Genomic DNA, 26732 nt, shown 5'->3' on the forward strand with positions numbered 1-26732 from the left:
TAATCAAGTACCGAAAGTGCTATTATTAATTATAATGTTATTAAAAATAATAAGTTTTAGTGAGGATTAGGAGGCGTTACTATGCCGCACAGGACGGAGGATTATCAGACATGGGTGAAAGTTATCACTGCACTGTTTATTCTTAGCATTTTAGAAGAAGGTGCTGCGCATGGTAATAAAATTAACGAAGAAATAAAGCGCCGTACAGACAAAATGCTGAATCCCAATCCGAATGTACTATATCCGCTGCTGCGAGTAATGGAAGAGAAAGGCTATATTGCCGGCAGCTGGGATAATGTGAGTACCCGCAATAAACGGGTATATACCATAAATGATTGTGGAAAAGCCAGTATACCGGCACTGCGTGAGAAAGTAGACCAGCATTTGTGCGCAGCGGAGCAAAAGCTTAAAATGATCCGCTCCAGTTTGCTTGCTAGATCACAGGAGGAGAAAGAATGAGTGAGGCAAAGCTAAAAAATAATAAAAAGATTATCGCCATAAGTGCTGTCCTGGCAGTCCTGCTGATTGGCGGCGGTCTTTGGTGGTGGATTCGCGCAGCCGGGATGGTTTCGACAGATGATGCCCGCGTGAAGGGATCCATTGTTACGGTCAGTTCCCGCGTTTCGGCCCGGGTAGAAGAGCTGTTGGTAAATGAGGGGGATCAGGTTCAGGCAGGACAAGTGATTGCTAAATTGGAAAGCAAGGAATTGGAGGCTCAATATCTGCAGGCCAAAGCCAATTTAGCTGCTGCCGAGGCAAAACTGGCCGGTCTTAAGGCCGGCAGCAGACCGCAGCAGATTGCTCAGGCTGGAGCAGGTTCCGCTCAGGCAGAGGCAAACTTGGACAATGCCCGTAAAGGCTATGAGCGCATGGCGATGCTATACGAGAAAGGCGCAATTTCCGCTCAGCAGCTGGATGCAGCCCAAACAGCGCTGGCAGTTGCTCAGGCGCAAGCTAATGCTGCAGACCAATCCTTAAATTTGGCACAGGAAGGCTCAAGAGTGGAAGACGTGCAGGTTGCCGCGGCGCAGGCCGAGCAAGCTGCAGCAGCGCTCCAGAATGCCCAGCTGGCACTTGATAATGCGGTAATTAAGGCTCCCGGTGATGGCGTTATTGCTGTCCGTTCTGTGGATGCCGGTGAGAGCGTGACAGTCGGGCAGTCGCTGTTTAATGTTGTTAATTTGCATGACGTATGGGTTGCCGCCAATATTGATGAAGGTGAATTTGGCAAAGTCAGTGTTGGACAGGCGGTTGATATTAGCATTGACGCCTACCCAGGACAGAAAATCACCGGACAGGTAAGTGAAGTGGGGGCTGCAACAGGCTCGCAATTTGCCTTGCTGCCTACGGAAAACACGTCGGGCAATTACACGAAAGTAACGCAAAAATTACCGGTAAAAATAAAAGTTCCCGAAAATCAAAGTTATATCTTAAAACCGGGTATGTCGGCTGTCATTACTATTCATGTTAAATAAGAGAGGTAATCATGGAGAAAACTGCGTATGCCAATAAATATATGGTGCTGTTTACCGTTACGCTTGGCACCATGCTAAGTGGGTATGTCAGCAGCTCCATTAATATTGCTTTACCGAATATCATTCAGACTTTCGGCTTTACCATGGACTCAGTCGTATGGGTATCCCTGGCATATATGCTGCCATATGGGGCAACACTGCCAATCATGGGAAAACTGGGGGATCAGTTTGGCCGGAAAAAGATGTTTTTGACCGGCCTGACGATTTTTACGGCAGCCACCCTGCTGGTTGGGCTGGCCTGGAACAGTACAATTCTTATTTTGTTTCGCATATTACAGGGGCTGGGGGCGGGATTGCTATTCCCTAACTCAATGGCTCTGGTAGCCGATGCTTTTCCCCCCAGTGAGAGAGGTCAGGCGCTGGGGATGTGGGGCGCTTTTGCAGCTGCCGGCAGTACCCTTGGTCCGACAATCGGCGGCTATATTGTAGAATATATGGAATGGCGGCTGCTGTTCTACTCTATTTTACCGATTGCGCTGCTGGCGCTGCTGCTGGGCAGCAGGGTGCTGGAAGAATCTAAAAATGATGATTCTGCGGCAAAAATCGATTATATTGGGGGCTTTCTGCTGGTTTTCAGCCTGAGCTGCCTGCTGCTGGCTCTTAATCAAGGGTCCAAGGAAGGCTGGACTTCGGCCTATATTGTCGGTTTGATTTTTTCAACGGTTGTTTCCATGGGAGCTTTTTTATACATGGAAAGCCATATAAAAAATCCGCTGGTTGATTTGCAACTTTTTACGAATGTTACTTTTACGGTATCCAATCTTGTTGGCTTTTTGTCTTTTCTGGCCATGTTTGGCGGACTATTCCTACTGCCCTTCTATTTGCGCAATATTCTAGGATACTCGGCAATTAAAGCCGGTATCGCCCTATTGCCGCTAATGGGATCAATGGTTGTGCTGGCTCCGCTGGGCGGACGCCTGGCAGATCATTTCGGGTCACGAATTCCGGCCTCAATTGGCATGGCTGTTATGGCAGCGGCACTGTTTTCCTTCCGGCTATTGGATGATCAGACACCGTATTCGCATATTGCAATCGGTCTTATCATAATGGGAGCCGGACTGGCATTTACAATGTCGCCGCTGTCCAATGGCGTGATGGGAACATTGCCCAAAGATAAAATTGGTGTAGGGTCAGGGGTATTTAATCTGTTCAAGAATATTGGGGGCAGTGTGGGTGTGGCAATTATGGGAACACTGCTCAATAACAGGCAGATTTTCCACACTGCCGTCAGCACCAATTATATTCATGGTGCTTCCGAGCAGGCGACCCAGTTGGTGGCGGCATTGCAGGGCGGATTTGCTCAGCAGGGGTTTGCTGCAGCAGAAGCAAAAATGGCTGCGCTGACGGTTGTCCAAGGCCTGGTTACCAAGCAAGCGGCTGTTGCTGCCTTTGACGACGTATTTTTAATTACGGCTGTTTTGTGTGCTGTCGGCATTATTCCGGCGCTCTTTATCCGGGATCCGAAAAATAATAAGCAGTCTGATCCTGCTGTCAGCGATAAACAGGCGGATTTGATTCCAGTATCTTCCTAGCCGTGACTGCCCTGCAGAGCCAATACTCTGCAGGGCAAAAAATATTTTCTTCTTGAACCGCCTAACCAACGGGACAAGAGCAGGAAAATAATCGCTGATGCCGTATTTTCATTTATAAATGATATGGAAAGTGAGCAGGTGGTAAGTGAGTGTTTGTCTGGAAAAATGATTACAGCTGTAATATTGCGGAAATTGACGCGCAGCATAAAAGGCTCTTTCAGCTTGCCGGTGATTTATATGCGATTGCCACCTCAAAAGACGATGTGGACTATTATGATGATATTTGCCGCATCTTTAAGGAGTTAAGTGATTATACGGTATATCATTTCAGCTATGAAGAGCAATTAATGGAGCAGCATGGCTATGACCAGAATGACTGCCGCGCTCATAAGTGGGAACATGCTGCCTTTGTTGCGAAGATTCAAAAGATCCAGGAGTCCGATTTGGATATGAATCAACGCAAAGTCCTGATGGAAGTCATTATGTTTGCCGTTGATTGGATTGAAAAGCATATTTTGGCGACTGACAAGAAGTATAGTGAATTTTTTAATGCTAAAGGAATTATCTAGCAAGTTAAGTGAAGAGACATTCTTAAACGAATGTCTTTTTTTATCTTATCAGCCGGGATAATCAGTAAGGGTTTTGTATGAAAAGAGGGCTGCAATGCTTGCGGACAGCAGACGCGGAGTGAAAACTTACGGGAATTGCAGATCAATTAGCGCGCTACGGCGGGGAGGAATTCGCCGTAATACTGCCTAATACCTTAAGGGAAGGGGCCCCACACCGCTGCAGGTAGCTGCCGAACTGGTGGAGCAGGCGGATAAAGCACTTTATCAGGCGAAACAAAGCGGGCGCAATCGGGTAATAACGACAAAAACAATGGAGAGGTAAAGTGAACAAATTCATACGCATTATTATTATTGTAATTATAGTAATTACGGTCCTAACTCCGGTGATTGGGGTGGCTGCAGCAAAAATTGAGCCGGTGCGCTTAGGGATTGACAATATTGATCAGTACCAGCAATTGTTTGCCGGTAAAAGAGTAGGCTTAATTACCAATCAAACAGGTGTAAATTCTCAACTGCAGAGTACCGTTGATGTTTTGTACGAGAAGACGGATTTAGTGGCATTGTTTTCGCCGGAGCACGGTTTACGGGGCAATGCTGAAGCGGGAGCAGATATTGCGGCAGGCACAGATATGAGAACTGGCTTGCCAATCTACAGCCTTTATGGAGATACGAAAAAACCGACGGCTGAAATGCTGGAGAATATTGATGTACTGTGCTTTGACATACAGGATGTAGGAACCCGGTTTTATACCTACATGTCCACCATGGCACTGGCAATGGAAAGCGCCAAGGAGCAAAACAAGCTGTTCGTTGTTTTCGACCGCCCCAATCCGATTGGAGGCTTGAATGTGGAAGGGCCGGTACTCAAGGCCGGTTTTGAAAGTTTTATCGGCATGTACCCTATTCCCATCCGTCATGGTCTGACAATTGGTGAGCTGGCACTCTTGTTTAACAAGCAATTTGGCATTGAAAGCAATCTGGCAGTGGTGCCGATGAGCGGCTGGCAGCGCAGTATGTACTGGCAGGATACAGGCTTGCCCTGGGTGATGACTTCGCCGAATATCCCGACTCCGGATACTGCATTAGTTTATCCCGGCACCGGTCTCTTAGGAGCGACGAATATTTCGGAAGGGGTAGGTACTACCCGTCCTTTTGAGTTGGTCGGGGCAGCCTGGCTGAATGCCGCTGCTGCCGCTGACCGGCTAAATGAAAGAAAACTACCGGGTGCCTATTTTCGTCCCACGTATTTTACTCCCCGGTTTGGCCAGCACAGTGGTATTAATCAAGGAGGTGTGCAGATTCATGTAGTCGACAAAACGGCGTACCGACCCATCCTAACAGCGATTACCATACTGGAAGTTATGAGAGAATTAAGCGGCGGTCAATTTGCCTATCAATCTGAGCGTATGTTTGATCTGCCGCTTGGTGAAAATACCTTTCGGCTGGAAACGGAGCCGCTTGAACAGATGCTGAAAAGATGGGACAAAGAAGCTGGTGCCTTTCAGGTTCAATCCCGGCAATACTACTTATATAAATAAAATATTGGAGGGTTATGTATGAAATTTACCATGGACCACAACAATATTAATGTTCTCGATCTGGAAAAGAGTTTAGCCTTTTACCAAGAGGCACTTAAGCTGGTGGAAACAAGAAGAAAAGAAGCAGCCGACGGCAGCTTTATTCTGGTTTTCCTGGGCGATGAGCAGACACCCCATAAGTTGGAGCTAACCTGGCTGCGAGACCGCAAAGAACCCTATAACCTGGGAGAAAACGAATTTCATCTGGCGTTTATTACCGATGATTTTGCCAGTGCTCATGCCCTGCACAGTAAGATGGGCTGCATTTGCTATGAAAATAGAGACATGGGGATCTATTTTATTGCCGATCCTGACGGGTATTGGTTGGAAATTATCCCTAACAGGCGATAATAAAACACCCCGAATGCGGTTTTCCGTTTTCGGGGTGTTTCCTAGTGAATGGCGAGGAGGCCTGTCATGTTAACGGAACGGTGGAATTGCTTTGCCGCAGGTTTTTCCGGCAATACGGACACAGTCAGAGGCATATTTGCGGTTATAAAAGACAGCTATGGTGCTGCCAATCGCTGTTATCATACGCTGGAGCATGTCCAGCATTGCCTGACAGAGCTGGATAGATATACACTGGCTGTTACTAACCGCAAGGCGATAGAAATGGCGCTGTGGCTGCATGATGTGATCTATGTGCCTGAGGCGGGCTATAACGAAGAGTTAAGCAGTGCGGCGGGCTTTTACTATAGCCTGGAGCTTTCGGAAAGTCATTCCTTTGCCGCAGAGGTACGCCGGCTTATCCAGGTAACCGCTCACGGCCGCGGAAATGACAGCCCGGCAGGGGATGCAGCGGTTGTGCAGGATATTGATTTAAGTATTTTTGGAGCTGAGCCGCATTGCTTTGCCAAGTATGAAAATGCGATCCGCCAGGAGTATGCCCATGTGCCTGAGGAAATGTACCGCAAGGGACGGGTAAGAATTCTCCAGGGCTTTCTGGCAAGACCGCAAATATTTCATACGGTATTCTTTCGCACACGTTATGAGCAGCAAGCCCGCCGAAATCTTACCGGGCTGATCAACAGTCTAACGGGTAATTGTTGACGGAGGAAGACGGATTTGGTAAATTTGTATGAGGATTTGTATTTCCTATTTTAACTGATAAAGGATGTCTGGCATGTTACATGAATTTTCCCGAACGGAATTATTAATTGGCGCTGATGCGTTAAAAAAATTATCCCAGTCCAAAGTGGCAGTTTTCGGTATTGGCGGAGTGGGCACATTTGTCGTTGAGGGGCTTGCCCGCTCGGGAGTAGGCAAATTTGTGTTAGTTGATGATGATTGCATCTGCCTGACCAATATTAACAGGCAGCTTCATGCGACCCGTAAGACGATTGGCAAACCGAAAGTAGAAGTGATGCGGGACCGGATCTTAGAAATTAATCCCAAGGCCGAGGTTACGGCTTTGCAGAAATTCTATCTGCCTGACATGGCGGATGAGCTGATTGCTGATGATTACGATTATATCGTTGATGCCATCGATACGGTTACGGCAAAGATTGATTTGGTTCTGCGGGCAAAAGCTAAGAATATTCCTGTTATTTGTGCAATGGGGGCAGGCAATAAAATGGATGCAACCCGCTTTGAGGTCACGGATATTTATAAAACTTCCGTTTGTCCTTTGGCAAAAGTCATGCGTAAGGAATTGCGCCAGCGCGGAGTAAAAAACCTGAAGGTTGTGTATTCCAAAGAGGAACCGATCAAACCGATTGAATCGGAAGACTCCAGCTGTGCCACCGGCTGCATATGCCCTTCCGGGACTACCCGCAAATGTACCACCCGCAATCAAATTCCCGGAAGTATTGCGTTTGTTCCTTCCGTTGTTGGTTTAATCATTGCCGGTGAAGTTGTAAAAGACATTATTTACTCGAAAGTGTAATCCGTGAGTTGTGCCGCAAAACGCTTTTAAAAAAGCGCAATGCGGCATTTACCATTGCATCATAGTAAAATATGCTATTTTATGGTATAATAGCTAAGATCAACCTATAAGGAGCGATACAGTTGAAAAAAGCAATTATGGAAACTGATAATGGTAAAATTGTAATCGAGCTTTTTGACAAAGAAGCCCCGAAAACAGTTGCCAATTTTGAAAAGCTGATTGGTGAGCAATTTTATGACGGCCTCTCCTTTCATCGGGTAATTAAAGGCTTTGTGGCACAAGGCGGCTGCCCGAATGGTACAGGCACTGGCGGCCCTGGCTATACAATTCCCTGCGAGACAAAAGGCAATCCTCATAAGCATGAACGCGGTTCTCTGTCAATGGCCCATCGCGGACCAAATACGGGCGGCAGCCAATTCTTTATCGTTTATGAGCCACAGCCACATCTCGATGGCGTGCATACCGTTTTTGGCAAGGTAATCGAAGGTATGGATGCTGTTGATAAAATTAAGCAAGGCGATAAAATGAACAAAGTTACCGTAGTGGAAGAATAAAATCGCTCGTTGACAGCCAGTGAGCGGTATGGTAATCTATAAAAAAATAACCGGATAGAGCTGATCAGAAATACTGAAGGCCAAAGACGTCCAACCAAGGACGATCTTTGGCCTTTTTTCTGTTTGCTGCTATTTTAAGGGGGAAAGTATGTTGAGAAGGTTAGTAGTAAAAAAGAGTCTTGCCGTTATCCTAGCATTACTGCTGTTGGTGGTGGCGGCAGGCTGCGGCAGCACAAGCAGCAGCTCAAAAAGTACATCTAAGGAATTGACGATTGGGTTAACAGCTCCGCTTACCGGTGATAATGCCGAATACGGCAATGTATTCAAAAACGCCATTGAATTGGCATTAGAAAAAGTAAACTCGCAGGGCGGGATAAATGGAGCCAAAGTAAAGCTGGTAGCCGGTGACAGCAAAGCCGATCCGAAAGAAGCTGCTAATATTGCGCAAAAATTTGTTTCTGATTCCAGTATTCTTGCCGTTATCGGCGACTTTACCAGTACTGCCGCATTAGCAGGAGCACCCATTTATCAAAAAGGCGGGCTGGTGCAGCTTTCACCGACCTCCTCTCATCCGGACTTTACCAAGCAGGGTACATACATGTTCCGTAATATCGCTACTCAGGCAGCAGAGGGCCCTCTTCTGGCGGACTATACAATTAATGTGTTAAAGAAGAAGAAAATTGCTATTGTTTATATCAAAAATGACTGGGGTATTGTTGCTTACGAAAATTATATGAAGAAGGCACAGGAGCTGGGCGGTGATATTGTTGCAGTTGAACCGTATCTGCCGGAACAGGGAAAAGACTTCAGTGCCATTATTACGAAAATCAAAGACAAGAATCCCGATATACTCTATCTCGGAACGATGTATACCGATGCAGCGCTCATCGCGCAGCAAGTAAAAAAAGCAAATTTCCCGGTAGCGTTAATTGGCACAGGATCACTTTTTTCTGACGAACTATTGAAACTCGGCGGTAGTGCTGTAGAAGGTCTGGCGCTGACCTGCTCGTTCTTCCCTGCTGATCCTCGTCCGGAAGTGCAGGAATTCGTAAAGAGCTATCAGGACAAATACGGCAAACCGCCGACAATGTTTGCCGCTCAGGCGTATGATGCGGCCAACCTGATCATTGAAGCACTAAAAAACGGTGCAACCGACCGCAAAACCTTGCGCGATAAGCTGGCCGCCATTAAGAACTTCCCTGGCGTAACAGGCAAGACCTCATTTGATGAAAACCGTGATGTTGATAAAGCGCTGACCAAGCTGGTTGTCAAAGACGGCAAGTTTGTTCCGTATCAGCAATAGCTGATTTTGTAGCCTGAATGCAGGTAGGAGTGTGAATATGCTATTACAGCAAATTATTAACGGGCTGACGCAGGGCAGTATTTATGCCTTAATTGCTATCGGCTTTGCCCTGATCTTCGGGGTACTGGGTCTGGTCAATTTTGCGCATGGGGAAGTATATATGGTGGGAGCCTTTCTGGGCTTTATTTTCGTTACCGTTTATCACTTTCCCCTTGTGGTGTCCCTGATCCTGGCGATGCTGGGGGCGGCACTGCTAGGCGTTATTATTGAAGTGATTGCATTTCGGACGCTGCGGCGCGCCCCCGATGTTGCACCGATGGTTTGTACGCTGGGGTTGTCGGTAGTGCTGCAGAATGCCGCTATGCTGGGCTGGGGCGCGGGAACGCAGAGCATTCCGGAAGACAGCTTTACCTTTGCCTTTTTTCCGGTTTTTAATGCCCAAGTTTCCAATATTCAGTTGCTGATCTTTGGGGTTGCCGTAGCACTTATGGCCGGGCTGCAGTTTGTCCTGTATAAATCCCGTATTGGCAAAGCTATCCGGGCAACCGCGCAGAATAAAGATGCCGCCAGCTTAATGGGGATTAATATTAACCGTGTTATTGCCGCTACATTTGCCCTGGGGTCGGCTCTCGGCGGCGCGGCCGGGGTCTTGATCGGTCTATATTACAATGCTTTCTATCCGATGATGGGATTTATGGCCGGAATGAAAGCATTTACCGCAACTGTCCTGGGGGGGCTGACCAGCGTCCCCGGCGCAGTGCTCGGCGGACTTATCCTGGGGGTAGTAGAGAATCTGGGGGCGGCCTATATCTCATCAGGTTATCGCGATCTGATTGCTTTTATTATCTTAATTCTGGTTCTGCTGATCAAGCCGTCAGGTTTGTTTGGGCGGGACACACAGGGAAAAGTGTAGGTGGCTTATGGATATGGAGAAAATGAAAAAGAAGCCACATAGTATTACTGCCGGTATATTGCTGGTCACTGTGCTTTTGCCGCTGGTTATCACCGACGATTATGTATTGCGGATACTGATCATGTCAGGCATCTTTGTCATGTTAACCTTGAGTTTAAATCTTGTTACCGGGTTTACCGGTCAGTTCTGTCTTGGTTGGGCGGCTTTCTATGGCATAGGAGCCTATACCTCCGCACTGCTGACGATGAAAGCGGGCTTGTCCTTTTGGCTGGCGATGCCCTTAGGCGGTTTGATGGCAGCGCTGTTTGGCTTGCTGCTGGGACTGCCTACAATGCGTCTTAAGGAAATTTATTTAGCAATTACCACGTTAGGCTTTGGTGAAATTATTCGCCTGATTATGTTGAACTGGACTGATCTTACCCGTGGCTCGATGGGACTGCCCGGGATTCCGGCACCGAGTATTTTGTCTTATGAAATCAGCAGCAACCAAGCCTACTATTACTTTATTTTAGTTTTGGTGCTGATAACGGTAGCTGCCATTCGAAGATTGATTGATTCCCGAACAGGCAGAGCGCTTATCGCGATCCGTGAGGATGAACTGGCAGCAAAGAGTATGGGAATAGACGTTACTGCGTATAAAATGCTGGCTTTTGCAGTGGGTGCCTTTTTTGCCGGATTGGCGGGCAGCTTTTATGCCCACTATACATCGTTTATTGATCCGCATACCTTTTCGTTTACGGAATCGATAGCCATACTGGCCATGGCGGTGCTAGGCGGTTTGGGCAGTATTAACGGCTCAATCCTGGGAGCGGTTATTCTCACCGTTGTTCCCGAATTGCTGCGTGGGATAGCAGAGTACCGGCTCATTGTTTTCGGTCTTATTATGATGGCTGTCATGCTGCTTCGTCCGCAGGGGATCTTCGGTAAAGCGAGAGAAAACAGTACCAGCCGGGCCAAAGCAAGAGGGCGGGGAGGTGTACGGATTGGCTCTGCTTGAGTTGAATCAGGTAACAAAACGGTTTGGCGGCTTGACTGCGATTGATCAATTACACATTACAGTGGATGCCGGACAGGTTGTAGGGCTTATCGGTCCTAACGGTGCAGGCAAAACAACGGTATTTAATGTTATTACAGGCATTTATCCGCTTACGTCAGGCAGTATTTTGCTGGATGGCCGGCCGGTACACAACAGTCCGACCCATCAGGTAACGAGCATGGGTATAACCCGTACCTTTCAAAATATCCGCCTATTTTCTCAGATTAGTACACTGGATAATGTCCGCATCGGCAGACATTGCCGTACGAAGGCAGGGCTCCTGGCAGCATGGTTTCGGCAAGCTGCTGCCGAAGAACGGGCAATTAGGGAAAAGGCGGCTGAATTGCTGGAGTTAGTTGGTCTTAGTGAAAAAAGCAAGGAACTGGCGGGCAATTTATCCTATGGCGAGCAGCGGCGGCTGGAGATTGCCAGAGCGTTGGCAACTGAACCCAAGCTTTTATTGCTGGATGAACCGGCAGCGGGAATGAATCCGCAGGAAACGAAGCAATTGATGGAACTCATCGGCCGGTTGAACAGCAGAGGCTTGACAATCTTGTTGATTGAGCATGATATGAAGCTGGTCATGAATATATCCGATAAAATAGTCGTTCTGGACCATGGTGTCAAAATTGCGGAAGGCCTGCCCCGTGAAATTCAGCAGAATCAGCAAGTAATTGAGGCCTATTTGGGTAAGGGGGCATCAGCTTGTTAAAAGTGAATAACCTCCATACGTACTATGGGAATATTCATGCCCTTAAGGGTATCAGCTTTGAAGTAAATGCAGGCGAAATCGTCACGCTTATCGGCAGCAACGGAGCAGGCAAAACGACGGCTGTAAAAACAATTGCCGGTCTGCTGGCAGCTGCTGAGGGAACAGTGGTATTTAATGATCAGGATATTACAGCACTGGCTCCCGATAAGATTGTCAGGTCAGGAATTTCCCTTGTGCCGGAAGGACGCCAGGTATTTCCATACATGACCGTTCTGGAAAACTTGGATATGGGCGCTTATACCCGCCAGGATAAGGCGGAGGTAAAACAGTCGCTTGAACAGGTGCTGTCGCTGTTTCCTAAGTTGTGGGAGCGGCGTGCCCAACAGGCTGGTACGCTCAGCGGCGGTGAACAGCAGATGCTGGCAATTGGCCGGGCCTTAATGGCGAAACCGAAGCTGCTGCTGCTTGATGAACCGTCTTTGGGCTTATCACCGATTTTAGTAGACACCATCTTTGGCCTAATTGTGGAAATTAACCGTCAGGGAATACCGGTTTTATTGATTGAACAAAATGCCCGGATGGCCCTGTTGATCGCTGCAAGAGGCTATATTATGGAGACGGGCAAAATCGTACATGGCGCTAATGCTGAGGAGTTGCTTCAATCAGATGCTGTTAGAAAAGCTTATCTGGGAGAATAGATTAAATGAGTGAGAGGGGAACAAACAATGTGTAATATTCATTCCGATCAAGAAGAATTAACAGAAGCCATCCGTTTGGCTATTCAGGACAGGGCCACCTGGTTTTATCTGCTGCTGGAAGAGATAAAAGCCAGTGGTGCCAATCCTGATGAAATCGCCGAGAAAGCGATCTTTAAGTTTGGTCAGATGAAAGGACAGAAGATAGGTACGGCAACCACTCCCCGTGAATTTTTTGACGGGATTGCCACTCCCAATGCCAGTTTAGCTTTTGCCATGGAAGAAATCGATGTACAGGCGGAAAAGGGCATCTACCGCTTTCATCACTGTGCTCTGTGCGAAGCCTGGAAGAAGCTGGGCTGTAGTCAGGAGCAGATCACTCATCTATGCAATTTGGCGTCCTGTGGTGATTATGGTGTAGTCAGCTGCTTCCCCGATCTGGAGCTGGCCTTTAATGGCACCATTGCAGAAAATAAACCATATTGTGAATTACAGGTAACCTTAAAAAAATAGCGCTATAGACTTCTAATAAGACTGCCGGGCCTGTTCCTTTGAACTGCCCGGCAGTCTTTCTATTAGGTTGGAAGATATCTGGAAATATAGCTATACCTTGTGCTACCAGCCGTCTTGCCGCTGCAATTGTTAGATGGCGCTGTCCAACGGCAAGACGTGTTTTGCAACAATAGTAAAAAAAGTTATAAAAATAGGAATAATCAGCAGGATTTTTAGAGGATTATTTGAATATAAAAATAATTGAAAACGTTTTCAGTTGTTTTCCAATGGAGGCTTGCACGATGGCAGATATTAGAGAAGTTGCAAAAAGAGCAAATGTATCAATCAGTACGGTCTCCCGTGTCCTCGGAGGAACGACACGGGTGGTGGAAGAAAAGCGAGCCAGAGTTTTAGCCGCAATTAATGAATTGGACTATCGACCGAATGTGAGTGCCCAGAGCTTAAAAGGAATTCGTACCCGTACCATAGGCCTGGTTATTCCGAATGTGCGCAATCTGGTTTTACCCGCCGCTATCAGAGGTGTGGAGGATGTTGCGAGAAATCATGGCTATGCAGTAGTACTCTGTAATACAGATGAAGACAGTGATAAAGAACAGTTCTATATTAAAACACTGAAAAGCAGACTTATTGATGGCTTTCTTTTCACAACAGCCAAAACAACCTCAAGCAATATCAAAGAGCTGCAGGCGGAAGGCTTTCCTGTTATGCTGCTGCTCCGCGAACTGGATGACCAGTCACATGCTGTAGTGCTTGATCATTATAATGGTGCCTATCAGGCCACCAATTATCTCATATCCCGGGGCTTAACAAGAATTGGTCTCGTTAATGGTTCTCTGGATATCAAGCTGTATGAGGAACGGTATGCTGGCTATAGAAGCGCCTTAAAAGAAGCAGGCCTGAAAGTACCGGAAGAGGCAGTAGTTCACGGCATTGATGGCGGCATAGAGGCATACCGGGCCGCAACCCGGATACTGCTTAACCGGGTTGAAGTAGATGCTTTTTTTGCGACAAGCGATGATAAAGCACTAGGCGTTATGCGGGCAATTAAAGACTTGGGGCTTGCCATTCCGGAAGATATATCGGTCATTGGTTTTGATAACGCCGATATCGCTCTGCTGTTGGATCCGCCTTTAACTACCGTGGCTCAGCCACTCTATGAAATGGGGGCTGCCGCCTGCAGGCAGCTGATTGAAATGATCGAGGCCAAGCAGCCGGTAACACCTGAAATACAACGGTTCCCTGCGGAAGTGGTCATACGCAATTCCGTTAAATAATGTGCAGGAAATGAATGGGGGAATGCCTATGAAAACACAGGTTATGCGCCTGGAGAAATTTAATGAGCCTTTAGCTTTACGGGAAATTGATATTCCTGCTCTCACAGAGGGACAAATGCTCGTTCGTATCAATGCAGCTGGTGTCTGCGGCTCGGATGTACACATGTGGAAAGGGGAAGATGCCCGGACCAGACTGCCCATGATCTTAGGACATGAGGGAGTCGCCACAATTGAAGAAATGAAGGGCGAAAAAACCGATATAACTGGCAAACCCCTAAGAACCGGTGACCGTATTGTCATACACCGGGGTTTAAGCTGCGGTAACTGTTTTTTTTGCACAACCCGCAATAAGCCCTGGCTCTGCCGGAATAGGAAGGTATTTGGCATCAACGTGTCAGGCAGTCAGCCGCCATTTTTAAATGGCTGCTATGCGCAGCATATGATACTGGCAGCAGGTACGCACGTCATCAAGGTTTCCCATGAAGTTGATCCTGCAGCCTTAGTGGCGGCAAGCTGCTCAGGCTCGATGGCTGCTCATGCTTTCAGCCTCAATCCGCCTGAATATGGCGATACGGTACTCATTCAGGGGCCAGGACCGATTGGCCTGTATGCCGTTGCTTTTGCTAAGGCGGCAGGAGCAGCCAATATCATTGTGATTGGCGGCTCGGATAACCGGCTGGAGCTGTGCAGGCAGTTTGGTGCGACGATGATCCTGAACAGGCGCTTAACAACGGTAGAGGAGCGGCGGCAGCAGGTTCTTGCGGTCACGGACGGCCGTGGTGCAGATGTGATTGTTGAGGCAGTCGGCGATTGCTCAGCAGTACATGAGGGGCTTGAACTGGCAAGAGTAGAAGGTACTTACCTGTCGATTGGCTTTTCACAGCCCGCTGGGGTTTGTGAAGTCGATTTTTACCGGCAGGTTGTGAATCGCAATCTGAAAATCCAGGGAGTTTGGGTAAGCGGTGCACAACATACCGCCCGTGCGCTGGAACTGACCTTGAACAATTTGGACTTGTTTCAGCAAATCGTTACACACCGGTTTAAGCTGGAGCAAGCCACGCAGGCGATTCAAGCTATGGCAGGACGGGACGGTCTGAAAGTGGTGCTGGAACCGTAATTTATTTTTTTGATAAAATTGAAAACGTTTTCATAAAGGGAGGAACTATCATGTCACATGCTAAGTTTCATTATCAAAGTCTGGAGGAGTTGCGGCAGGATATTGCAGAAAGAGGCTACGCCATTCCGCTGGCTGCTTCTGTCGAGGTATTGAAGCAGCCGCTGGCAATCGGCAGCAAAAAGATTCCCAACCGCCTGTCCATCTTGCCAATGGAAGGCTGCGATGGCACGCGTGACGGCAAGCCTGATGAATTAACCCTTCGCCGCTATCAGCGGTTTGCCCGGGGTGGTGCAGGCCTTGTATGGTTCGAGGCAACGGCAGTAGTTCATGAAGGCCGAGCAAATCCTCGGCAGCTGCAAATCAATGATGTGACGAAGGAATCACTGCAGGCGATGCTTGGCGAGTCTTTACAAGCTGCCGCTCAGGCAGGGCATGAACGGCCCTTCACAATTCTGCAGCTTACTCACTCGGGCCGCAACAGTCGTCCTGATGGTTCTCCCAAGCAAGTGATTGCTGCCCGTGCAGCTCATCTGGAAGGCAAACTGGTTGAAGGTTACCACATGATCACCGATCAGGAATTGGCTGAGCTGGAGGATACGTATGTTCATGCCGCTGAACTGGCAGCAGAGGCTGGCTTTGATGCTGTAGATATTAAAAGCTCTCACGGCTATTTGCTGGCTGAACTGCTGATGGCTCATAACCGGGAAGGCATATACGGCGGCAGCTTTGCAAACCGCACCCGCCTGTTATGCAATATTATTGATAAGATTAAGCAAAAAGTAGGCAATAAACTAATTCTTGCTGTGCGCCTGGGGGCTTATGATTCAGTTCCCGGCGGCTGGGGTGCCGATAAAGAAGACTACCGCCAACCTGACCTTGCCGAGCCGGTCAAATTAATTCAAATGCTCAGAGACAAGGGCGTTACGCTCTTTAATATCAGTGCCGGCAACCCTTACTACAATCCGCATGTTACCCGACCTTATGATACAGGCAGTTATTTGCCGCCTACCCATCCGCTGGAACATGTGAACATGTTGTTAAACGCCGCCAGAGTTATGCAGGAGGCAGTGCCTGATGCGATTGTCATGGGCAGCGGTTTAACGTGGCTGCGCCAGTATGCTCCGTATGTTGCAGCCGGCTGTATTGAAGCAGGCTGGATGAAACTGGCGGGCTTTGGCCGTCAAGCGTTCGCCTATCCCGATTTTGCCCAGGATATTGTAACTACAGGTGCGCTGGATACGAGCAAGCTTTGTCTTGCCTGCAGCAAATGCACTGCCATCATGCGGGATGGCGGGCGTTCAGGCTGTGTGCCCCGCGATGCGCAGGTTTATGCGCCGATTTACCGCCAAGGGCGTGAGGGCAAGTCGCCGTATGAAAGCGATCATGTGGCTGAACACGTTTAAGATAGAAATACGGGTTCACTAATAAGGGAGAGGATAGCAATGAAAACGAGAATGGCAATGGTGAAAGTTCCGGGTGTGGCTGAATTGGTAGAGACCGAGGTGCCAGGTCTCGGAGAAACCCAGGTGGTTATCGCAATAAAAGCGAGCTGTATCTGTGGCAGTGACCTGCATATCTACAAAGGCAAGCATCCCTCGGCAGCACTTCCTACTACAATTGGACACGAATTGGCTGGCGAAGTTATTCGCATCGGCTCTGCGGTTACCTCCGTGCAAATTGGCCAGCGCGTAACGGTGGAACCTGTCGTTGCCTGTGGAAAATGTCTTCCCTGCCAGGCCGGAACGTATGGCTATTGCGACAACCTAAGCTATCACTACCGCAAGGGACAGGGGGCATTAGCAGACTACTTCGTTGTTGATGAACGCTATGTATATCAACTGCCTGAGGATATGTCCTATGAAGCAGGCGCGCTTATTGAACCGCTGGCAGTAGCTGTTCATGCTGTAAAGCGAGCCCAAATTATAGTAGGCGATAAAGTACTGATTATTGGCGCAGGGCCTATCGGCATTCTCGTCGCCGCTGTTTGTAAGGCGGCTGGCGCACAGGAGATTATTGTTGCCGATATTTCTGATGCCCGTCTTAACCTGGCGGCGGCTATGGGAGCGACAATGATTGTTAATTCGCAGCATGAATCGGTACTCGAGGTGGTCAAGCGGGTTACCGGGGGAAGAGGGATTGGCAAATCGTTTGAGTGCGTAGGCCGGGAAGAAACATTTGTACAAGCGATGTCCAGCCTGTGTAAAGGCGGTTTGGCTACTATGCTGGGAATTTTTGAACAGAGCACCATTCAAATTCCTGCTTCCTTATTTGTAGCCCAGGAAATTACTGTTCAAGGCTCGCAAGGGTATTGCTGGGACTTTGAAACAGCAATCGGTTTAACGGGTACGATTGATTTAAGCAAGCTGGTATCACATGTTTTCCCGCTCGCCCAAATCGATCATGCAATGAAAGCAGCGCTGTCGCCAAGTGAGAAAGCAGTAAAGGTCATACTCAGGCCGTAAGGATCGAATACGAAACGATAGAGGTGGATGGATAATGAGAACACAAAAATTTTCTGAAGAAGCGATTGATCACCGCAATGCCCTGCTGTTTGCCATGGGGGTAAAAGAAGAGGATACGAGAAAGCCCTATGTCGGGATTATTAATGCCTGGAATGAACTCAATCCCGGCCACTATCACTTTAAAACTGTCGTGGAAGATATAAAAGAGTCGATTCGCCAAGCCGGCGGCCTGCCGTTGGAAATTCCCGTAACCGGGATTTGTGACGGTATCTGTTCCAATACGCCTGGTGACCGCTATACCCTGCCCAGCCGTGACCTGGTTTCTGCCGAAGTGGAATCGATGGTAGAAGGCAACCAGCTTGATGGAATGATCTTGCTTGCCAGCTGTGATAAAGTTGTTCCCGGTATGGTCATGGCCATTAACAGACTGAATATCCCCAGTGTCATGTTTACCGGCGGCTATATGCAGCCCGGTAATTATAAAGGACAAATGATTACTTTAACTCATACCAAGCAAGGGTATGCCAGCTACCGGGCAGGTTTAATCTCCCGCGAGGATTATAAGGGCATTGTACGCAACGCCTGTCCAACGACCGGCGCCTGTCCTTTTATGGGAACCGCCAATACCATGTGCGCGATGGCCGAAGTCCTGGGCCTGTCCCTGCCTGGCAATGCGAGTGTGGCAGCCAACAGTGAGGAATGGAAGCAGCTTGCCAAAGATTCAGGCAGAGTGATCGTCGAGCTGATTGAAAAGGATTGGCGTCCGAAGGACAACATCCCCTTTGAGGCTTACCTGAACGTCATTCGGTATGTCATGGCTACAGGCGGATCAACCAATACCGTTCTCCATTTGCCGGCAGTAGCCAAGCAGGCGGGATTTACCATCGGTTATGAGGAATTTGATCAAATCAGCAAAGAAATTCCGGTGCTGAGTACCATTTATCCCAGCCATGATTTCTACACCATGGCCGATTTTGACCGGGCCGGAGGTGTCCGTGCGGTGCTGAAGGAGCTGGCTAAGGCCGGGAAACTTGCTCTTACAGGCAACACGGTAACCGGATCGCTGCAGGACCGGATAAACAGCGGCGAAAACCGGGATGCCGATGTCATCCGCCCGGTCACTAACCCGATCAGCCCGGAAGGCGGCATTGCCGTGTTAAAAGGCAATCTGGCGGCCAAAGGCGCTGTGGTAAAATTTTCAGCCGTTAAAGCAAAAGCTCATAAATTCGTTGGCCCGGCTAAAGTATATAATTCGGAGGAGGAAGGGTGGCAGGCATTGCTGCGTGATGAAATTACGGCCGGTGATGTTGTCGTTATCCGGTATGAAGGTCCGAAAGGATCGCCGGGGATGCCGCATTTGGAAACTTTCCTGGCAGCAGTGTGCGGCAAAAATCTCGATGAGGATGTTGCCTTAATTACAGATGGCAGATTTTCAGGAGCAAACAGGGGACTCGGCATCGGCTATGTGTCTCCTGAAGCCTATGAAGGCGGTACGCTGGCATTGATTGAAAATGGAGATATAATTGAAATTGATATCCCTGCCAGAAAAATGGATGTAAAAGTTTCGGAAGAAGAGCTGGCAAAACGGAAAGCAAACTGGCAGCCGGTTGAAAAACCGTCAAGCGGCTGGTTAAATCTCTACAAACGCTTAACCAGTTCGTCCGATGAAGGAGCAACTATTTTTTAAATGATAGAAGAGGGTGTCGCAAAACGCTTTTGAAAGCTGGATGCGATACCCTCTTTATTCTGTCACTCTGTTTTGCTTAAGCATTTCCTAAATTGTGAATAGGCTGAAGGCCGAGGGCAGCAACCGTTGCCAGGTCATTTGCCGCTCCCCGGCCGGAAGTAGTTAAGTAGTTGCCGAGCAGCATGCCGTTAATTCCTGATAAAAAGCCGAGTGGGACTAATTCACCGAGGCTGTGTTCCCGCCCGCCGGCATAGCGGATTATTTTTTGGGGAAGAATCATACGGAAAACAGCAAAGGTCTGCAGAATTTCCATGGGGTCCAGGCGCTCCTGGTTTTCCAGGGCAGTGCCCTTAACCGGATTTAATACATTGATGGGCACCGAATCGACATCCAATTCCCGCAGGGTAAAGGCCATTTCAATCCGGTGATGCCACTTTTCGCCCATGCCGATGATCCCGCCGGAGCAAACTTCCAGACCGGCAGCTTTTATCCGTTTGATGGTATCTACGCGCTCCTGAAAGGTATGGGTAGTACATATGCTGGGAAAGTAACTTTCGCTGGTCTCCAGATTATGATGATACCGGGTAATGCCAGCGGCTTTTAATGCATTCACATGATCTTCATTCAGTGTTCCGAGAGAACAGCAGCGTTCCAGTGCAGTTTCATCACCGATCCGGCGGATGTAGGACAAAATTTGCTCAAAGTCGGCATCGCCATGCATGCCGCAGCCGGCAGTGACGACACAAAACCGGTAAGCATGATCGGATTCGGCTTTGCGGGCGGCACGTAAGATGGCAGACTCGCTTACGAGCGGATACGTCTCAATGTCAGTATCATGATGAGCAGATTGTGCACAGAACTTACAGTTTTCTGAGCAGTTGCCGGAGCGGGCATTGACGATTTGACAGGTATCAACCATACTGCCCGTAAACTTTTCGCGGATTTTATTGGCGATACCTAACAGAATCGGAATATCACCGGCATCGATAGTGGTAAGTGATAGTGCTTCTTCAAAAGAAAGCTGACCGCCGTCAAGCACCTTTTTTCCTAGTGAAAATACTAAATCATAACTGGTCATGCCTATATCCTCCTTTAGTAACCAGGCAATAAGCCTGCGTCGGTAACCATTCGCAGATCAGCGGCCGCGTCTCTGCCGGAAAATGTTAAATAATTGCCGATAATCAGTCCGTTTGCTCCTGCAAGCATGGCCGATCCCTGAAAATCACGCAGGTTTAGCTCCCGGCCGCCTGCGGGGCGAATCACTGCTGCTGGCAAGATAAAACGGAAAATCGCAAAGGTTTTTAAAATTTCTAAAGGCGGTGGTGGACAGCGATGTTCCAGTGCAGTACCCGGCAGGGGATTTAAGATGTTGACAGGCACCGATTCCGCGCCCCATTCTCTTAGGACAAATGCCATGGCAAGCCTGTCCTGCCAGCTTTCCCCTAAGCCGATAATGCCTCCGGTGCACAGCTCAAGCCCGGCAGCGCGGGCTGCGGCAATCGTGTTGATCCGCTCCGAATAAGGATGGGTCGTACAAACTTCAGGGTAAAAGTATTCACTGGTTTCAACGTTATGGGCATACCGCTTTACGCCTGCTGCAGCCAGCTGTTTGGCCTGGCAGAAGGACAGCGTACCCAGATTGGCACAGACTTGAAGATCGGTTTCGGCAATAATGGCTTTCAGAATGGAAACAATATCGGTAAAATCAGGATCATTCTCCATGCCTTTGCCGCTAGTGACAATGCTGATTCGTTTTGCCCCGGCAGCCTGTGCCTGCTTGGCCATTTCCACTAAAGCCGCGGGCGGCAGGAGCGGATAAATGGGAGAGGCAGTCTGATGGTAAACTGACTGGGAGCAAAACTTGCAATCCTCAGAGCACATCCCTGAACGGGCATTGAGAATACCGCATAGCTCAACGGTATTGCCAGCATACTGCTGACGTATTTTATTGGCGAAAGCCATTAACAGTACAATATCAGAATCGGCGATATCCGTGAGCTGTTCCGCCTCTTCAAAGGTAATGCGATGTCCTGCCAGAATTCGATCGCTTAAAGCAGTGAGTTCAGATAGTTGCATTGCCCAAGCCCCTCTCTGTTTGTTAACTAGTATTTTCAACATGGTTTACTATTGGGCGATAAAAATAACTCTCCCAGAAAGGAAAGTAATTTGTTAACTTTAATCAATATAATAGTTAACGAATTTAATCTTACTATACGCCCAATAGCTTGTAAATACTTTCCCTGAAATTTGGTAAAAAAATAATAATTGTTGAAAATCGGAAACTAAAATACTATAATAGTTTATGAGGGTTAACTTATTTGCAAGTAGGTGCAGAGTTTGGATGATGTAAAAAACCGGATACTGGATAACGTGAAAGAGCGGCTAGACCGCTTTGGCTTTAAAAAAACAACGATGGATGAAATCAGTAAAGATTGCAAAATCTCGAAAAAGACGATCTATGAGCATTTCAAAGATAAAGAGAATATGGTGACCTGCCTGTTTATGCGAGAATGCCATAAAGCAATGGATATCATATTTTCGCAAATGGGAGAAATTGCAGATCCTGAGGAAAAGCTGATTCAATTAATACGGACTGCGATCAGTTATTTTAAAGAAGATATATTTATTACCCGGCTGCTAAAAAATGATGAAGAGTTTTACTCCGCTTTTTTGAGCAGAAAATATCATGCGTTGATTGATCAGGAGATTATTGCTGTAATTGCTGCGATTATCAGCGAAGGAAAAGTACAGGGGAAGTTCCGCGATGTTGACGAGATGGTTGTTGCCTATGCCGGCTTTAAACTTTTTCAGGCCTTTAGTTATATGCGAACCGGAGAATTTGACGAGCAAAAAGACAATCAGGACTATTATACAGAAGTACTCATTGATTTTGTGATAAATGCCCTTGTAAAGAAGTAAGGGGAAGCCAGGCCGTTCAAACAAGGCGGCCGGCCATTTTATAAGCAGAGGAAACTGAAAACAATAAATAGTTTATTTGTGGCGGAGAAGGGGGAGATTATTATGGTTAAGGCAGTGCAAAAGGCTGCTGCTATTTCGCTGCTGGCCCTGACGGTATTGCTGGCAGGCTGTACAAAAACCGAGACAGTAAAAGAGGAAGCACCGCTTGTGCGTACCCAGAAAATACAAGTAAATGGCGGCGCCCAGAGCTCCGGTTATCCCGGTGAGGTACGAGGCAGGTACGAGACGCAGCTGGCATTTCAAGTCAGTGGCAAGATAAGTAAGCGTAATGTCGAACTGGGCAGTACGGTTCAAGCCGGAGATGTACTGATGGAAATTGATGCCAAGGACATCCGGCAAACGGTAAATATTACGTCTGCCCAAATGGCTTCGGCCGAATCACAGTTGAATTTAGCGCAAAGCAATCTGGAGCGGTATCGCAAGCTGTTCGAGCAGGGGGCAGTCAGCCGTGCTCAGCTTGATCAATATGAAAATGCTTATGAGGTTGCTGCAGCTGCCCTACGGCAAACAGCAGCTCAATACAATCAGGGGGCGAATCAGCTGGGATATAGTACGCTGGTTGCCGATAGTTCCGGTGTAATTGCGGCCATTAACGCGGAAGCCGGTCAGGTTGTTAATGCCGGCCAGGTTGTTCTTACGCTGGTTAAGGATGGGGAACGGGAAATTGAAATCAGCATTCCGGAAAATCGCATTGAAGATGTGCGGAACGCCGGGAAAATACTGGTAACGTTCTGGGCATTACCAGATGTTCAGCTTGAAGGACAGATCAGGGAGATTTCACCGGTAGCGGACAAGATTACCCGCACCTATAAAGCGCGTATCAGTCTCGCCAACCCTCCGGCCGGTGTAAACTTGGGCATGACGGCTAATGTAGCTGTCGCTTCCTCCGGCGGCCGTCAGGCGGTATATATCCCGCTTGCCGCTATTTATCAAACAGGCGATACACCGGGGGTTTGGATCGTTGCCAATGACACCGTCTCTCTCCGCCCGGTCAAGGTAGGCGCATTCGGCAATGGCCAAATTCAGGTACTCGAAGGACTGCAGGATGGGGACGTTGTTGTTACTGCCGGTGTCCAGAAGCTGCGGGAAGGGCAAAAGGTACGCTTATGAAAAGAGTTAATCTGACCGAATGGGCGCTCAACCATAAACAGCTGGTGTATTTCTTTGTCATCCTGACCTTTATTGCGGGGATCTACTCCTACCGCCAGTTAGGACGGATGGAAGACCCTGATTTCGTTATCCGCCAAATGATCGTTTCTGTTGGCTGGCCGGGAGCCAGTGCCCGTCAGGTGGAGGAGCAGGTAACCGATAAAATTGAAAAAAAACTGCAGGATACTCCTGGCATTGATTACCTAAAAAGTTATTCCCAGCCGGGTAAAGCAGTTATTTATGTTACGCTGAAAGACTCTGTAAATGAAAAAGATGTCCGGCCTACCTGGCTGGAAGTGCGCAATATGGTGAATGACATAAAAAGCACCTTGCCCCAGGGCGTAATCGGCCCCAGCTTTAATGATCGCTTTGATGACGTTTTCGGCTGTATTTATGCCCTTACTTCCGATGGGTACAGCTATGAAGAAATGCGGGAGAAAGCCGAGCAAATCCGGCGCACCTTATTAGGCGTAAAAAGCGTTAAAAAAGTTGATCTTATCGGCGTTCAGCCCGAACGGATCTACATTGAAATGGAGAGCAGCAAACTGGCTCAGCTTGGGATAGATCCCAATGTGATTATCAGTGCGGTAAAAACGCAAAATACCATGAATCCTTCCGGTATGGTTGAAACCTCGTCAGATAATGTATACCTGAGAGTCAGCGGTATTGTGGATGATCTAACTGCGCTGCGCAATTTGCCCATCAGGGTAAATGAACGCACGTTTCGCCTGGGCGATGTGGCCAAGGTAGAACGGAGCTATATAGAGCCGATGGAACCCAAAATGTATGTTAACGGGCAGCCGGCCATCGGGCTTGCTGTTTCCATGGAAAAAGGCGGCAATATCCTCACGCTGGGGGAAAGTCTGGATAAAACGGTGCAACGCCTGCAGAAAGAGCTGCCGCTTGGTTTGGAATTAAATCAGGTGTTGTACCAGCCGGAAATCGTGAAAAGCTCAATTGGTGAATTTGTAAAATCCCTCTGGGAAGCAATTGTCATCGTGCTGGTGGTTAGCTTCTTAAGCCTGGGAGTCCGTTCCGGTATCGTAGTTGCCCTATGCATTCCGCTGGTTATTGCCGGGATATTTGTCGGTATGCAGATAATGGGAATTGATCTGCACAAGGTTTCCCTTGGTGCTTTGATTATTGCCCTGGGGCTCTTGGTCGATGATGCCATCATTGCCGTTGAAATGATGACAGTTAAGCTGGAACAGGGCTGGAACCGGTTTGATGCAGCCTGTTATGCCTATACGGCTACCGCATTTCCCATGTTGACAGGCACGCTGATTACCTGCGCCGGCTTTATTCCGATCGGATTTTCCAAAGGGTCCGCCTCTGAGTTTACCAGCAGTATTTTTACAGTTGTTACGATCGCCTTGCTGCTTTCCTGGTTTGTATCTGTACTGGTAACACCGCTGCTGGGGTATAAGCTGATTAAGCCTAAGCATATGGCGGAAGAAAACAAGGATGTTTATGATTCCAAGTTTTATCGCTTGTTTAGACGGGCATTAAACTGGTGCCTGGAGCATCGCAAATTAGTTCTCAGTATTACGGCAGCCTGCTTTATTGGATCAATCGGTCTCTTAAGCTTTGTTAAGCAGGAGTTTTTTCCGCCTTCTGTCCGCACTGAGATCATTGTTGAGCTTACCCTGCCTGAAGGTTCTTCGATTACCGCCACGGAGCAGGAAGCGCAGAAATTTGCGCAAAGCATCGCCGGCGACAGCGATATTGCCAGCTATAGCTATTATGTCGGTCAGGGAGCACCCCGCTTTGTACTGACAAGTGATCCGCGGCTGCCGGCAAGCAATTACGCGCAATTTGTCATTGTTGCTAAAGACTTACAAGCCCGTGCGGCTCTGGAGAATAAAATCAACAAGCTTTTTGCCGAACAATTTGAAAATGTGCGCGGTCATGTAAAACTCATTCAAACCGGCCCGCCCTCACCCTATCCTGTCATGCTGCGTGTTTCCGGCTATGATCATGAAACAGTCCGGGCAATAGCCCAGCAGGTAAGTGATGTTATGGTAAATAACCCCAATTTGTCCCATGTCAATTGGGATTGGAACGAAAAGAATAAGGTCATGCATTTAAGCATCGATCAGGATAAGGCTAGAGCTCTTGGCGTTGACAGTCAAAACCTGGCATTGAGCCTGCAGATGCAACTGTCCGGTGCGACGGTGGCTGAATTTTATGAAGGCGATAAAACAGTGAATATTGTATACCGGCTGGACAGTCAAAATCGCAAGGATTTGTCTGCCGTTAAGAGTCTGCCTGTTCATATTGGCAGCGGCAAATTTGTACCGCTGGAACAAATCGCCGTAATCAGCTATGAGGCAGAGGAAGGCTTAATTTGGCGGAGGGACTTAAAGCCGACGATTACCATACAAGCTGAGGTGCTGCCGGGGATAACCGGCAATGATGCCACAAAGCAGGTTTACGGGGAACTAAAATCACTCCGGGATAATCTGCCTGCCGGTTATAGCATTGATATCGGCGGTTCCCTGGAACGAAGCAAAAGCTCGATGGAGTTTTTGTTGCAGCCAGTTCCAGTGATGATTGTACTGATTGTCATCCTGCTTATGTTCCAATTGCAAAAGATGTCCCTTATGGTACTGACCTTGCTTACTGCGCCATTGGGCATTATTGGGGTCAGTCTCTCGATGCTGTTGACTTTACGGCCGATGGGCTTTGTGGCTGAGCTGGGAATTTTGGCACTTAGCGGGATGATTATCCGCAATTCAGTCATCCTCATTGATCAGATTGAGCAGCATATCAAGGCTGGTGAGGCTCCCTGGGAAGCGATTATCAATTCTGCCGTTCTCAGATTTCGCCCGATCATGCTGACGGCAGCGGCGGCAATTCTTGGCATGGTTCCTTTGATTCCCAGCACTTTCTGGGGTCCGATGGCTGTTGCCATTGCAGGCGGATTATTGGGAGCGACTATTCTTACTTTGCTGGTTTTACCGACGATGTATGCGGTAGCATTTAAGGTGAAGAAATAAGAAAGGTGGACTTTTAAAAAAAGTCCACCTTTCTTCTCATATCGGCTTATTTACATTTTTCGTTTGATTTACAAGCTTTTTTCTGTGGAGCTATTTCGCAGGCAAAATTGACGTTGGCATCATTACATTTGTTGTTGTCTTTGCAGTTTTTTTCATTTTTCTTCGCCATTTAGCAAGCACCTCCTTTGGTGTGATGAAGTTATTTTTCCCTCTGAGAAAATTATTATGACTGTTATAATTT

At 48.0% G+C, this 26732-nt stretch carries 26 protein-coding genes; 23 read left to right on the forward strand and 3 right to left on the reverse strand.

Features of this window, described 5'->3' with window-relative positions; genetic code table 11:
• Nucleotides 1-81: 81 nt before the first annotated feature.
• The 20 genes from EV210_RS05175 (at nucleotide 82) to ilvD (ending at nucleotide 19364) form a co-directional block, all read left to right on the forward strand.
• The gene (locus EV210_RS05175; protein ID WP_132076666.1) at nucleotides 82-459 is read left to right on the forward strand and encodes a PadR family transcriptional regulator; all 378 of its coding nucleotides are present in this window, start codon (nucleotides 82-84) and stop codon (nucleotides 457-459) included.
• Nucleotides 456-1475, forward strand: coding sequence for an HlyD family secretion protein (locus EV210_RS05180; protein ID WP_132076669.1), 1020 nt, complete (start codon nucleotides 456-458; stop codon nucleotides 1473-1475). Before EV210_RS05175 ends, EV210_RS05180 begins: the two co-directional genes overlap by 4 nt.
• A gap of 11 nt (nucleotides 1476-1486) precedes the next feature.
• The gene (locus tag EV210_RS05185) at nucleotides 1487-3067 is read left to right on the forward strand and encodes a DHA2 family efflux MFS transporter permease subunit (protein ID WP_132076672.1); all 1581 of its coding nucleotides are present in this window, start codon (nucleotides 1487-1489) and stop codon (nucleotides 3065-3067) included.
• Nucleotides 3068-3216: 149 nt separating this feature from the next.
• Complete coding sequence (locus tag EV210_RS05190) at nucleotides 3217-3636, forward strand: bacteriohemerythrin (RefSeq protein ID WP_132076675.1); 420 nt, start codon at nucleotides 3217-3219, stop codon at nucleotides 3634-3636.
• Nucleotides 3637-3959: 323 nt separating this feature from the next.
• Nucleotides 3960-5174 (forward strand): exo-beta-N-acetylmuramidase NamZ family protein, encoded by a 1215-nt coding sequence (locus tag EV210_RS05200; protein WP_207900657.1) that lies wholly within the window; start codon nucleotides 3960-3962, stop codon nucleotides 5172-5174.
• A gap of 18 nt (nucleotides 5175-5192) precedes the next feature.
• Nucleotides 5193-5564, forward strand: a complete 372-nt coding sequence (locus EV210_RS05205; RefSeq protein WP_132076678.1) for a VOC family protein — start codon at nucleotides 5193-5195, stop codon at nucleotides 5562-5564.
• Nucleotides 5565-5630: 66 nt separating this feature from the next.
• Nucleotides 5631-6263 carry an HD domain-containing protein gene (locus EV210_RS05210; RefSeq protein ID WP_132076681.1) on the forward strand — a complete coding sequence of 211 codons (633 nt, stop codon included), beginning with the start codon at nucleotides 5631-5633 and terminating at the stop codon, nucleotides 6261-6263.
• A gap of 73 nt (nucleotides 6264-6336) precedes the next feature.
• On the forward strand, nucleotides 6337-7098 hold the full coding sequence (locus EV210_RS05215; RefSeq protein WP_132076684.1) for a tRNA threonylcarbamoyladenosine dehydratase: 762 nt from the start codon (nucleotides 6337-6339) through the stop codon (nucleotides 7096-7098).
• Between the two features lie 122 nt (nucleotides 7099-7220).
• A complete protein-coding gene (locus EV210_RS05220) occupies nucleotides 7221-7652 on the forward strand; it encodes a peptidylprolyl isomerase (protein WP_132076687.1) in 432 nt (143 codons plus the stop codon).
• Nucleotides 7653-7800: 148 nt separating this feature from the next.
• The gene (locus EV210_RS05225) at nucleotides 7801-8955 is read left to right on the forward strand and encodes an ABC transporter substrate-binding protein (RefSeq protein ID WP_132076690.1); all 1155 of its coding nucleotides are present in this window, start codon (nucleotides 7801-7803) and stop codon (nucleotides 8953-8955) included.
• 37 nt (nucleotides 8956-8992) lie between these two features.
• Nucleotides 8993-9868 carry a branched-chain amino acid ABC transporter permease gene (locus EV210_RS05230; protein ID WP_132076693.1) on the forward strand — a complete coding sequence of 292 codons (876 nt, stop codon included), beginning with the start codon at nucleotides 8993-8995 and terminating at the stop codon, nucleotides 9866-9868.
• Between the two features lie 13 nt (nucleotides 9869-9881).
• Nucleotides 9882-10865 (forward strand): branched-chain amino acid ABC transporter permease, encoded by a 984-nt coding sequence (locus tag EV210_RS05235; protein WP_207900658.1) that lies wholly within the window; start codon nucleotides 9882-9884, stop codon nucleotides 10863-10865.
• Nucleotides 10852-11616: an ABC transporter ATP-binding protein gene (locus EV210_RS05240; protein ID WP_132076697.1), complete on the forward strand. Its 765-nt coding sequence runs from the start codon at nucleotides 10852-10854 to the stop codon at nucleotides 11614-11616. The genes EV210_RS05235 and EV210_RS05240 overlap by 14 nt, the downstream gene beginning before the upstream one ends.
• Nucleotides 11610-12314, forward strand: coding sequence for an ABC transporter ATP-binding protein (locus EV210_RS05245; RefSeq protein ID WP_132076699.1), 705 nt, complete (start codon nucleotides 11610-11612; stop codon nucleotides 12312-12314). The genes EV210_RS05240 and EV210_RS05245 overlap by 7 nt, the downstream gene beginning before the upstream one ends.
• 27 nt (nucleotides 12315-12341) lie before the next feature.
• Nucleotides 12342-12824, forward strand: coding sequence for an L-2-amino-thiazoline-4-carboxylic acid hydrolase (locus EV210_RS05250; protein WP_132076701.1), 483 nt, complete (start codon nucleotides 12342-12344; stop codon nucleotides 12822-12824).
• A gap of 281 nt (nucleotides 12825-13105) precedes the next feature.
• Complete coding sequence (locus EV210_RS05255; RefSeq protein WP_132076703.1) at nucleotides 13106-14098, forward strand: LacI family DNA-binding transcriptional regulator; 993 nt, start codon at nucleotides 13106-13108, stop codon at nucleotides 14096-14098.
• A 28-nt stretch (nucleotides 14099-14126) separates the two neighbouring features.
• Nucleotides 14127-15215 (forward strand): zinc-binding dehydrogenase, encoded by a 1089-nt coding sequence (locus EV210_RS05260; RefSeq protein ID WP_207900659.1) that lies wholly within the window; start codon nucleotides 14127-14129, stop codon nucleotides 15213-15215.
• Between the two features lie 50 nt (nucleotides 15216-15265).
• Nucleotides 15266-16618, forward strand: a complete 1353-nt coding sequence (locus EV210_RS05265; RefSeq protein ID WP_132076706.1) for an oxidoreductase — start codon at nucleotides 15266-15268, stop codon at nucleotides 16616-16618.
• 39 nt (nucleotides 16619-16657) lie between these two features.
• Nucleotides 16658-17677 carry a zinc-dependent alcohol dehydrogenase gene (locus EV210_RS05270; RefSeq protein ID WP_132076707.1) on the forward strand — a complete coding sequence of 340 codons (1020 nt, stop codon included), beginning with the start codon at nucleotides 16658-16660 and terminating at the stop codon, nucleotides 17675-17677.
• A gap of 34 nt (nucleotides 17678-17711) precedes the next feature.
• Nucleotides 17712-19364: a dihydroxy-acid dehydratase gene (ilvD, locus tag EV210_RS05275; protein ID WP_132076708.1), complete on the forward strand. Its 1653-nt coding sequence runs from the start codon at nucleotides 17712-17714 to the stop codon at nucleotides 19362-19364.
• A 76-nt stretch (nucleotides 19365-19440) separates the two neighbouring features.
• Here the strand turns inward: ilvD and bioB (EV210_RS05280) are convergent, their stop codons facing one another.
• Together bioB (EV210_RS05280) and bioB (EV210_RS05285) are read right to left on the reverse strand one after the other, a co-directional pair.
• Nucleotides 19441-20442 (reverse strand): biotin synthase BioB, encoded by a 1002-nt coding sequence (gene bioB / locus EV210_RS05280; protein ID WP_132076710.1) that lies wholly within the window; start codon nucleotides 20440-20442, stop codon nucleotides 19441-19443.
• Nucleotides 20443-20456: 14 nt separating this feature from the next.
• Entirely contained in the window at nucleotides 20457-21440 is a 984-nt protein-coding gene (bioB, locus tag EV210_RS05285) for a biotin synthase BioB (protein ID WP_132076712.1), read from the reverse strand.
• A 252-nt stretch (nucleotides 21441-21692) separates the two neighbouring features.
• On the opposite strand from bioB (EV210_RS05285), the gene EV210_RS05290 reads away from it, so the two are divergent.
• The 3 genes from EV210_RS05290 to EV210_RS05300 all read left to right on the forward strand — a co-directional run bounded on the left by EV210_RS05290 (nucleotide 21693) and on the right by EV210_RS05300 (nucleotide 26491).
• Nucleotides 21693-22283 (forward strand): TetR/AcrR family transcriptional regulator, encoded by a 591-nt coding sequence (locus EV210_RS05290; protein WP_243650447.1) that lies wholly within the window; start codon nucleotides 21693-21695, stop codon nucleotides 22281-22283.
• A 102-nt stretch (nucleotides 22284-22385) separates the two neighbouring features.
• Complete coding sequence (locus EV210_RS05295; protein ID WP_132076716.1) at nucleotides 22386-23453, forward strand: efflux RND transporter periplasmic adaptor subunit; 1068 nt, start codon at nucleotides 22386-22388, stop codon at nucleotides 23451-23453.
• Complete coding sequence (locus tag EV210_RS05300) at nucleotides 23450-26491, forward strand: efflux RND transporter permease subunit (protein ID WP_132076719.1); 3042 nt, start codon at nucleotides 23450-23452, stop codon at nucleotides 26489-26491. The genes EV210_RS05295 and EV210_RS05300 overlap by 4 nt, the downstream gene beginning before the upstream one ends.
• 46 nt (nucleotides 26492-26537) lie before the next feature.
• Here EV210_RS05300 and EV210_RS23255 read toward each other — a convergent pair whose 3' ends face one another.
• The gene (locus EV210_RS23255) at nucleotides 26538-26660 is read right to left on the reverse strand and encodes a hypothetical protein (protein ID WP_279388485.1); all 123 of its coding nucleotides are present in this window, start codon (nucleotides 26658-26660) and stop codon (nucleotides 26538-26540) included.
• Nucleotides 26661-26732: the final 72 nt, after the last annotated feature.

The organism is Anaerospora hongkongensis, from assembly GCF_004339805.1.
Classification (GTDB): domain Bacteria; phylum Bacillota; class Negativicutes; order Sporomusales; family DSM-15969; genus Anaerospora; species Anaerospora hongkongensis.

What these genes read in the sequence shown, in the direction of transcription:
- EV210_RS05215 (WP_132076684.1), top strand. Translation starts at nt 6,337, where the DNA reads ATGTTACATGAATTTTCCCGAACGGAATTATTAATTGGCGCTGATGCG.
- EV210_RS05210 (WP_132076681.1), top strand. Translation starts at nt 5,631, where the DNA reads ATGTTAACGGAACGGTGGAATTGCTTTGCCGCAGGTTTTTCCGGCAAT.
- ilvD (WP_132076708.1), top strand. Translation starts at nt 17,712, where the DNA reads ATGAGAACACAAAAATTTTCTGAAGAAGCGATTGATCACCGCAATGCC.
- EV210_RS05235 (WP_207900658.1), top strand. Translation starts at nt 9,882, where the DNA reads ATGGAGAAAATGAAAAAGAAGCCACATAGTATTACTGCCGGTATATTG.
- EV210_RS05295 (WP_132076716.1), top strand. Translation starts at nt 22,386, where the DNA reads ATGGTTAAGGCAGTGCAAAAGGCTGCTGCTATTTCGCTGCTGGCCCTG.
- EV210_RS05185 (WP_132076672.1), top strand. Translation starts at nt 1,487, where the DNA reads ATGGAGAAAACTGCGTATGCCAATAAATATATGGTGCTGTTTACCGTT.
- EV210_RS05175 (WP_132076666.1), top strand. Translation starts at nt 82, where the DNA reads ATGCCGCACAGGACGGAGGATTATCAGACATGGGTGAAAGTTATCACT.
- EV210_RS05300 (WP_132076719.1), top strand. Translation starts at nt 23,450, where the DNA reads ATGAAAAGAGTTAATCTGACCGAATGGGCGCTCAACCATAAACAGCTG.
- bioB (WP_132076712.1), bottom strand. Translation starts at nt 21,440, where the DNA reads ATGCAACTATCTGAACTCACTGCTTTAAGCGATCGAATTCTGGCAGGA.
- EV210_RS05230 (WP_132076693.1), top strand. Translation starts at nt 8,993, where the DNA reads ATGCTATTACAGCAAATTATTAACGGGCTGACGCAGGGCAGTATTTAT.
- EV210_RS05255 (WP_132076703.1), top strand. Translation starts at nt 13,106, where the DNA reads ATGGCAGATATTAGAGAAGTTGCAAAAAGAGCAAATGTATCAATCAGT.
- EV210_RS23255 (WP_279388485.1), bottom strand. Translation starts at nt 26,660, where the DNA reads ATGGCGAAGAAAAATGAAAAAAACTGCAAAGACAACAACAAATGTAAT.
- EV210_RS05270 (WP_132076707.1), top strand. Translation starts at nt 16,658, where the DNA reads ATGAAAACGAGAATGGCAATGGTGAAAGTTCCGGGTGTGGCTGAATTG.
- EV210_RS05225 (WP_132076690.1), top strand. Translation starts at nt 7,801, where the DNA reads ATGTTGAGAAGGTTAGTAGTAAAAAAGAGTCTTGCCGTTATCCTAGCA.
- EV210_RS05250 (WP_132076701.1), top strand. Translation starts at nt 12,342, where the DNA reads ATGTGTAATATTCATTCCGATCAAGAAGAATTAACAGAAGCCATCCGT.
- EV210_RS05180 (WP_132076669.1), top strand. Translation starts at nt 456, where the DNA reads ATGAGTGAGGCAAAGCTAAAAAATAATAAAAAGATTATCGCCATAAGT.
- bioB (WP_132076710.1), bottom strand. Translation starts at nt 20,442, where the DNA reads ATGACCAGTTATGATTTAGTATTTTCACTAGGAAAAAAGGTGCTTGAC.
- EV210_RS05260 (WP_207900659.1), top strand. Translation starts at nt 14,127, where the DNA reads ATGAAAACACAGGTTATGCGCCTGGAGAAATTTAATGAGCCTTTAGCT.
- EV210_RS05265 (WP_132076706.1), top strand. Translation starts at nt 15,266, where the DNA reads ATGTCACATGCTAAGTTTCATTATCAAAGTCTGGAGGAGTTGCGGCAG.
- EV210_RS05205 (WP_132076678.1), top strand. Translation starts at nt 5,193, where the DNA reads ATGAAATTTACCATGGACCACAACAATATTAATGTTCTCGATCTGGAA.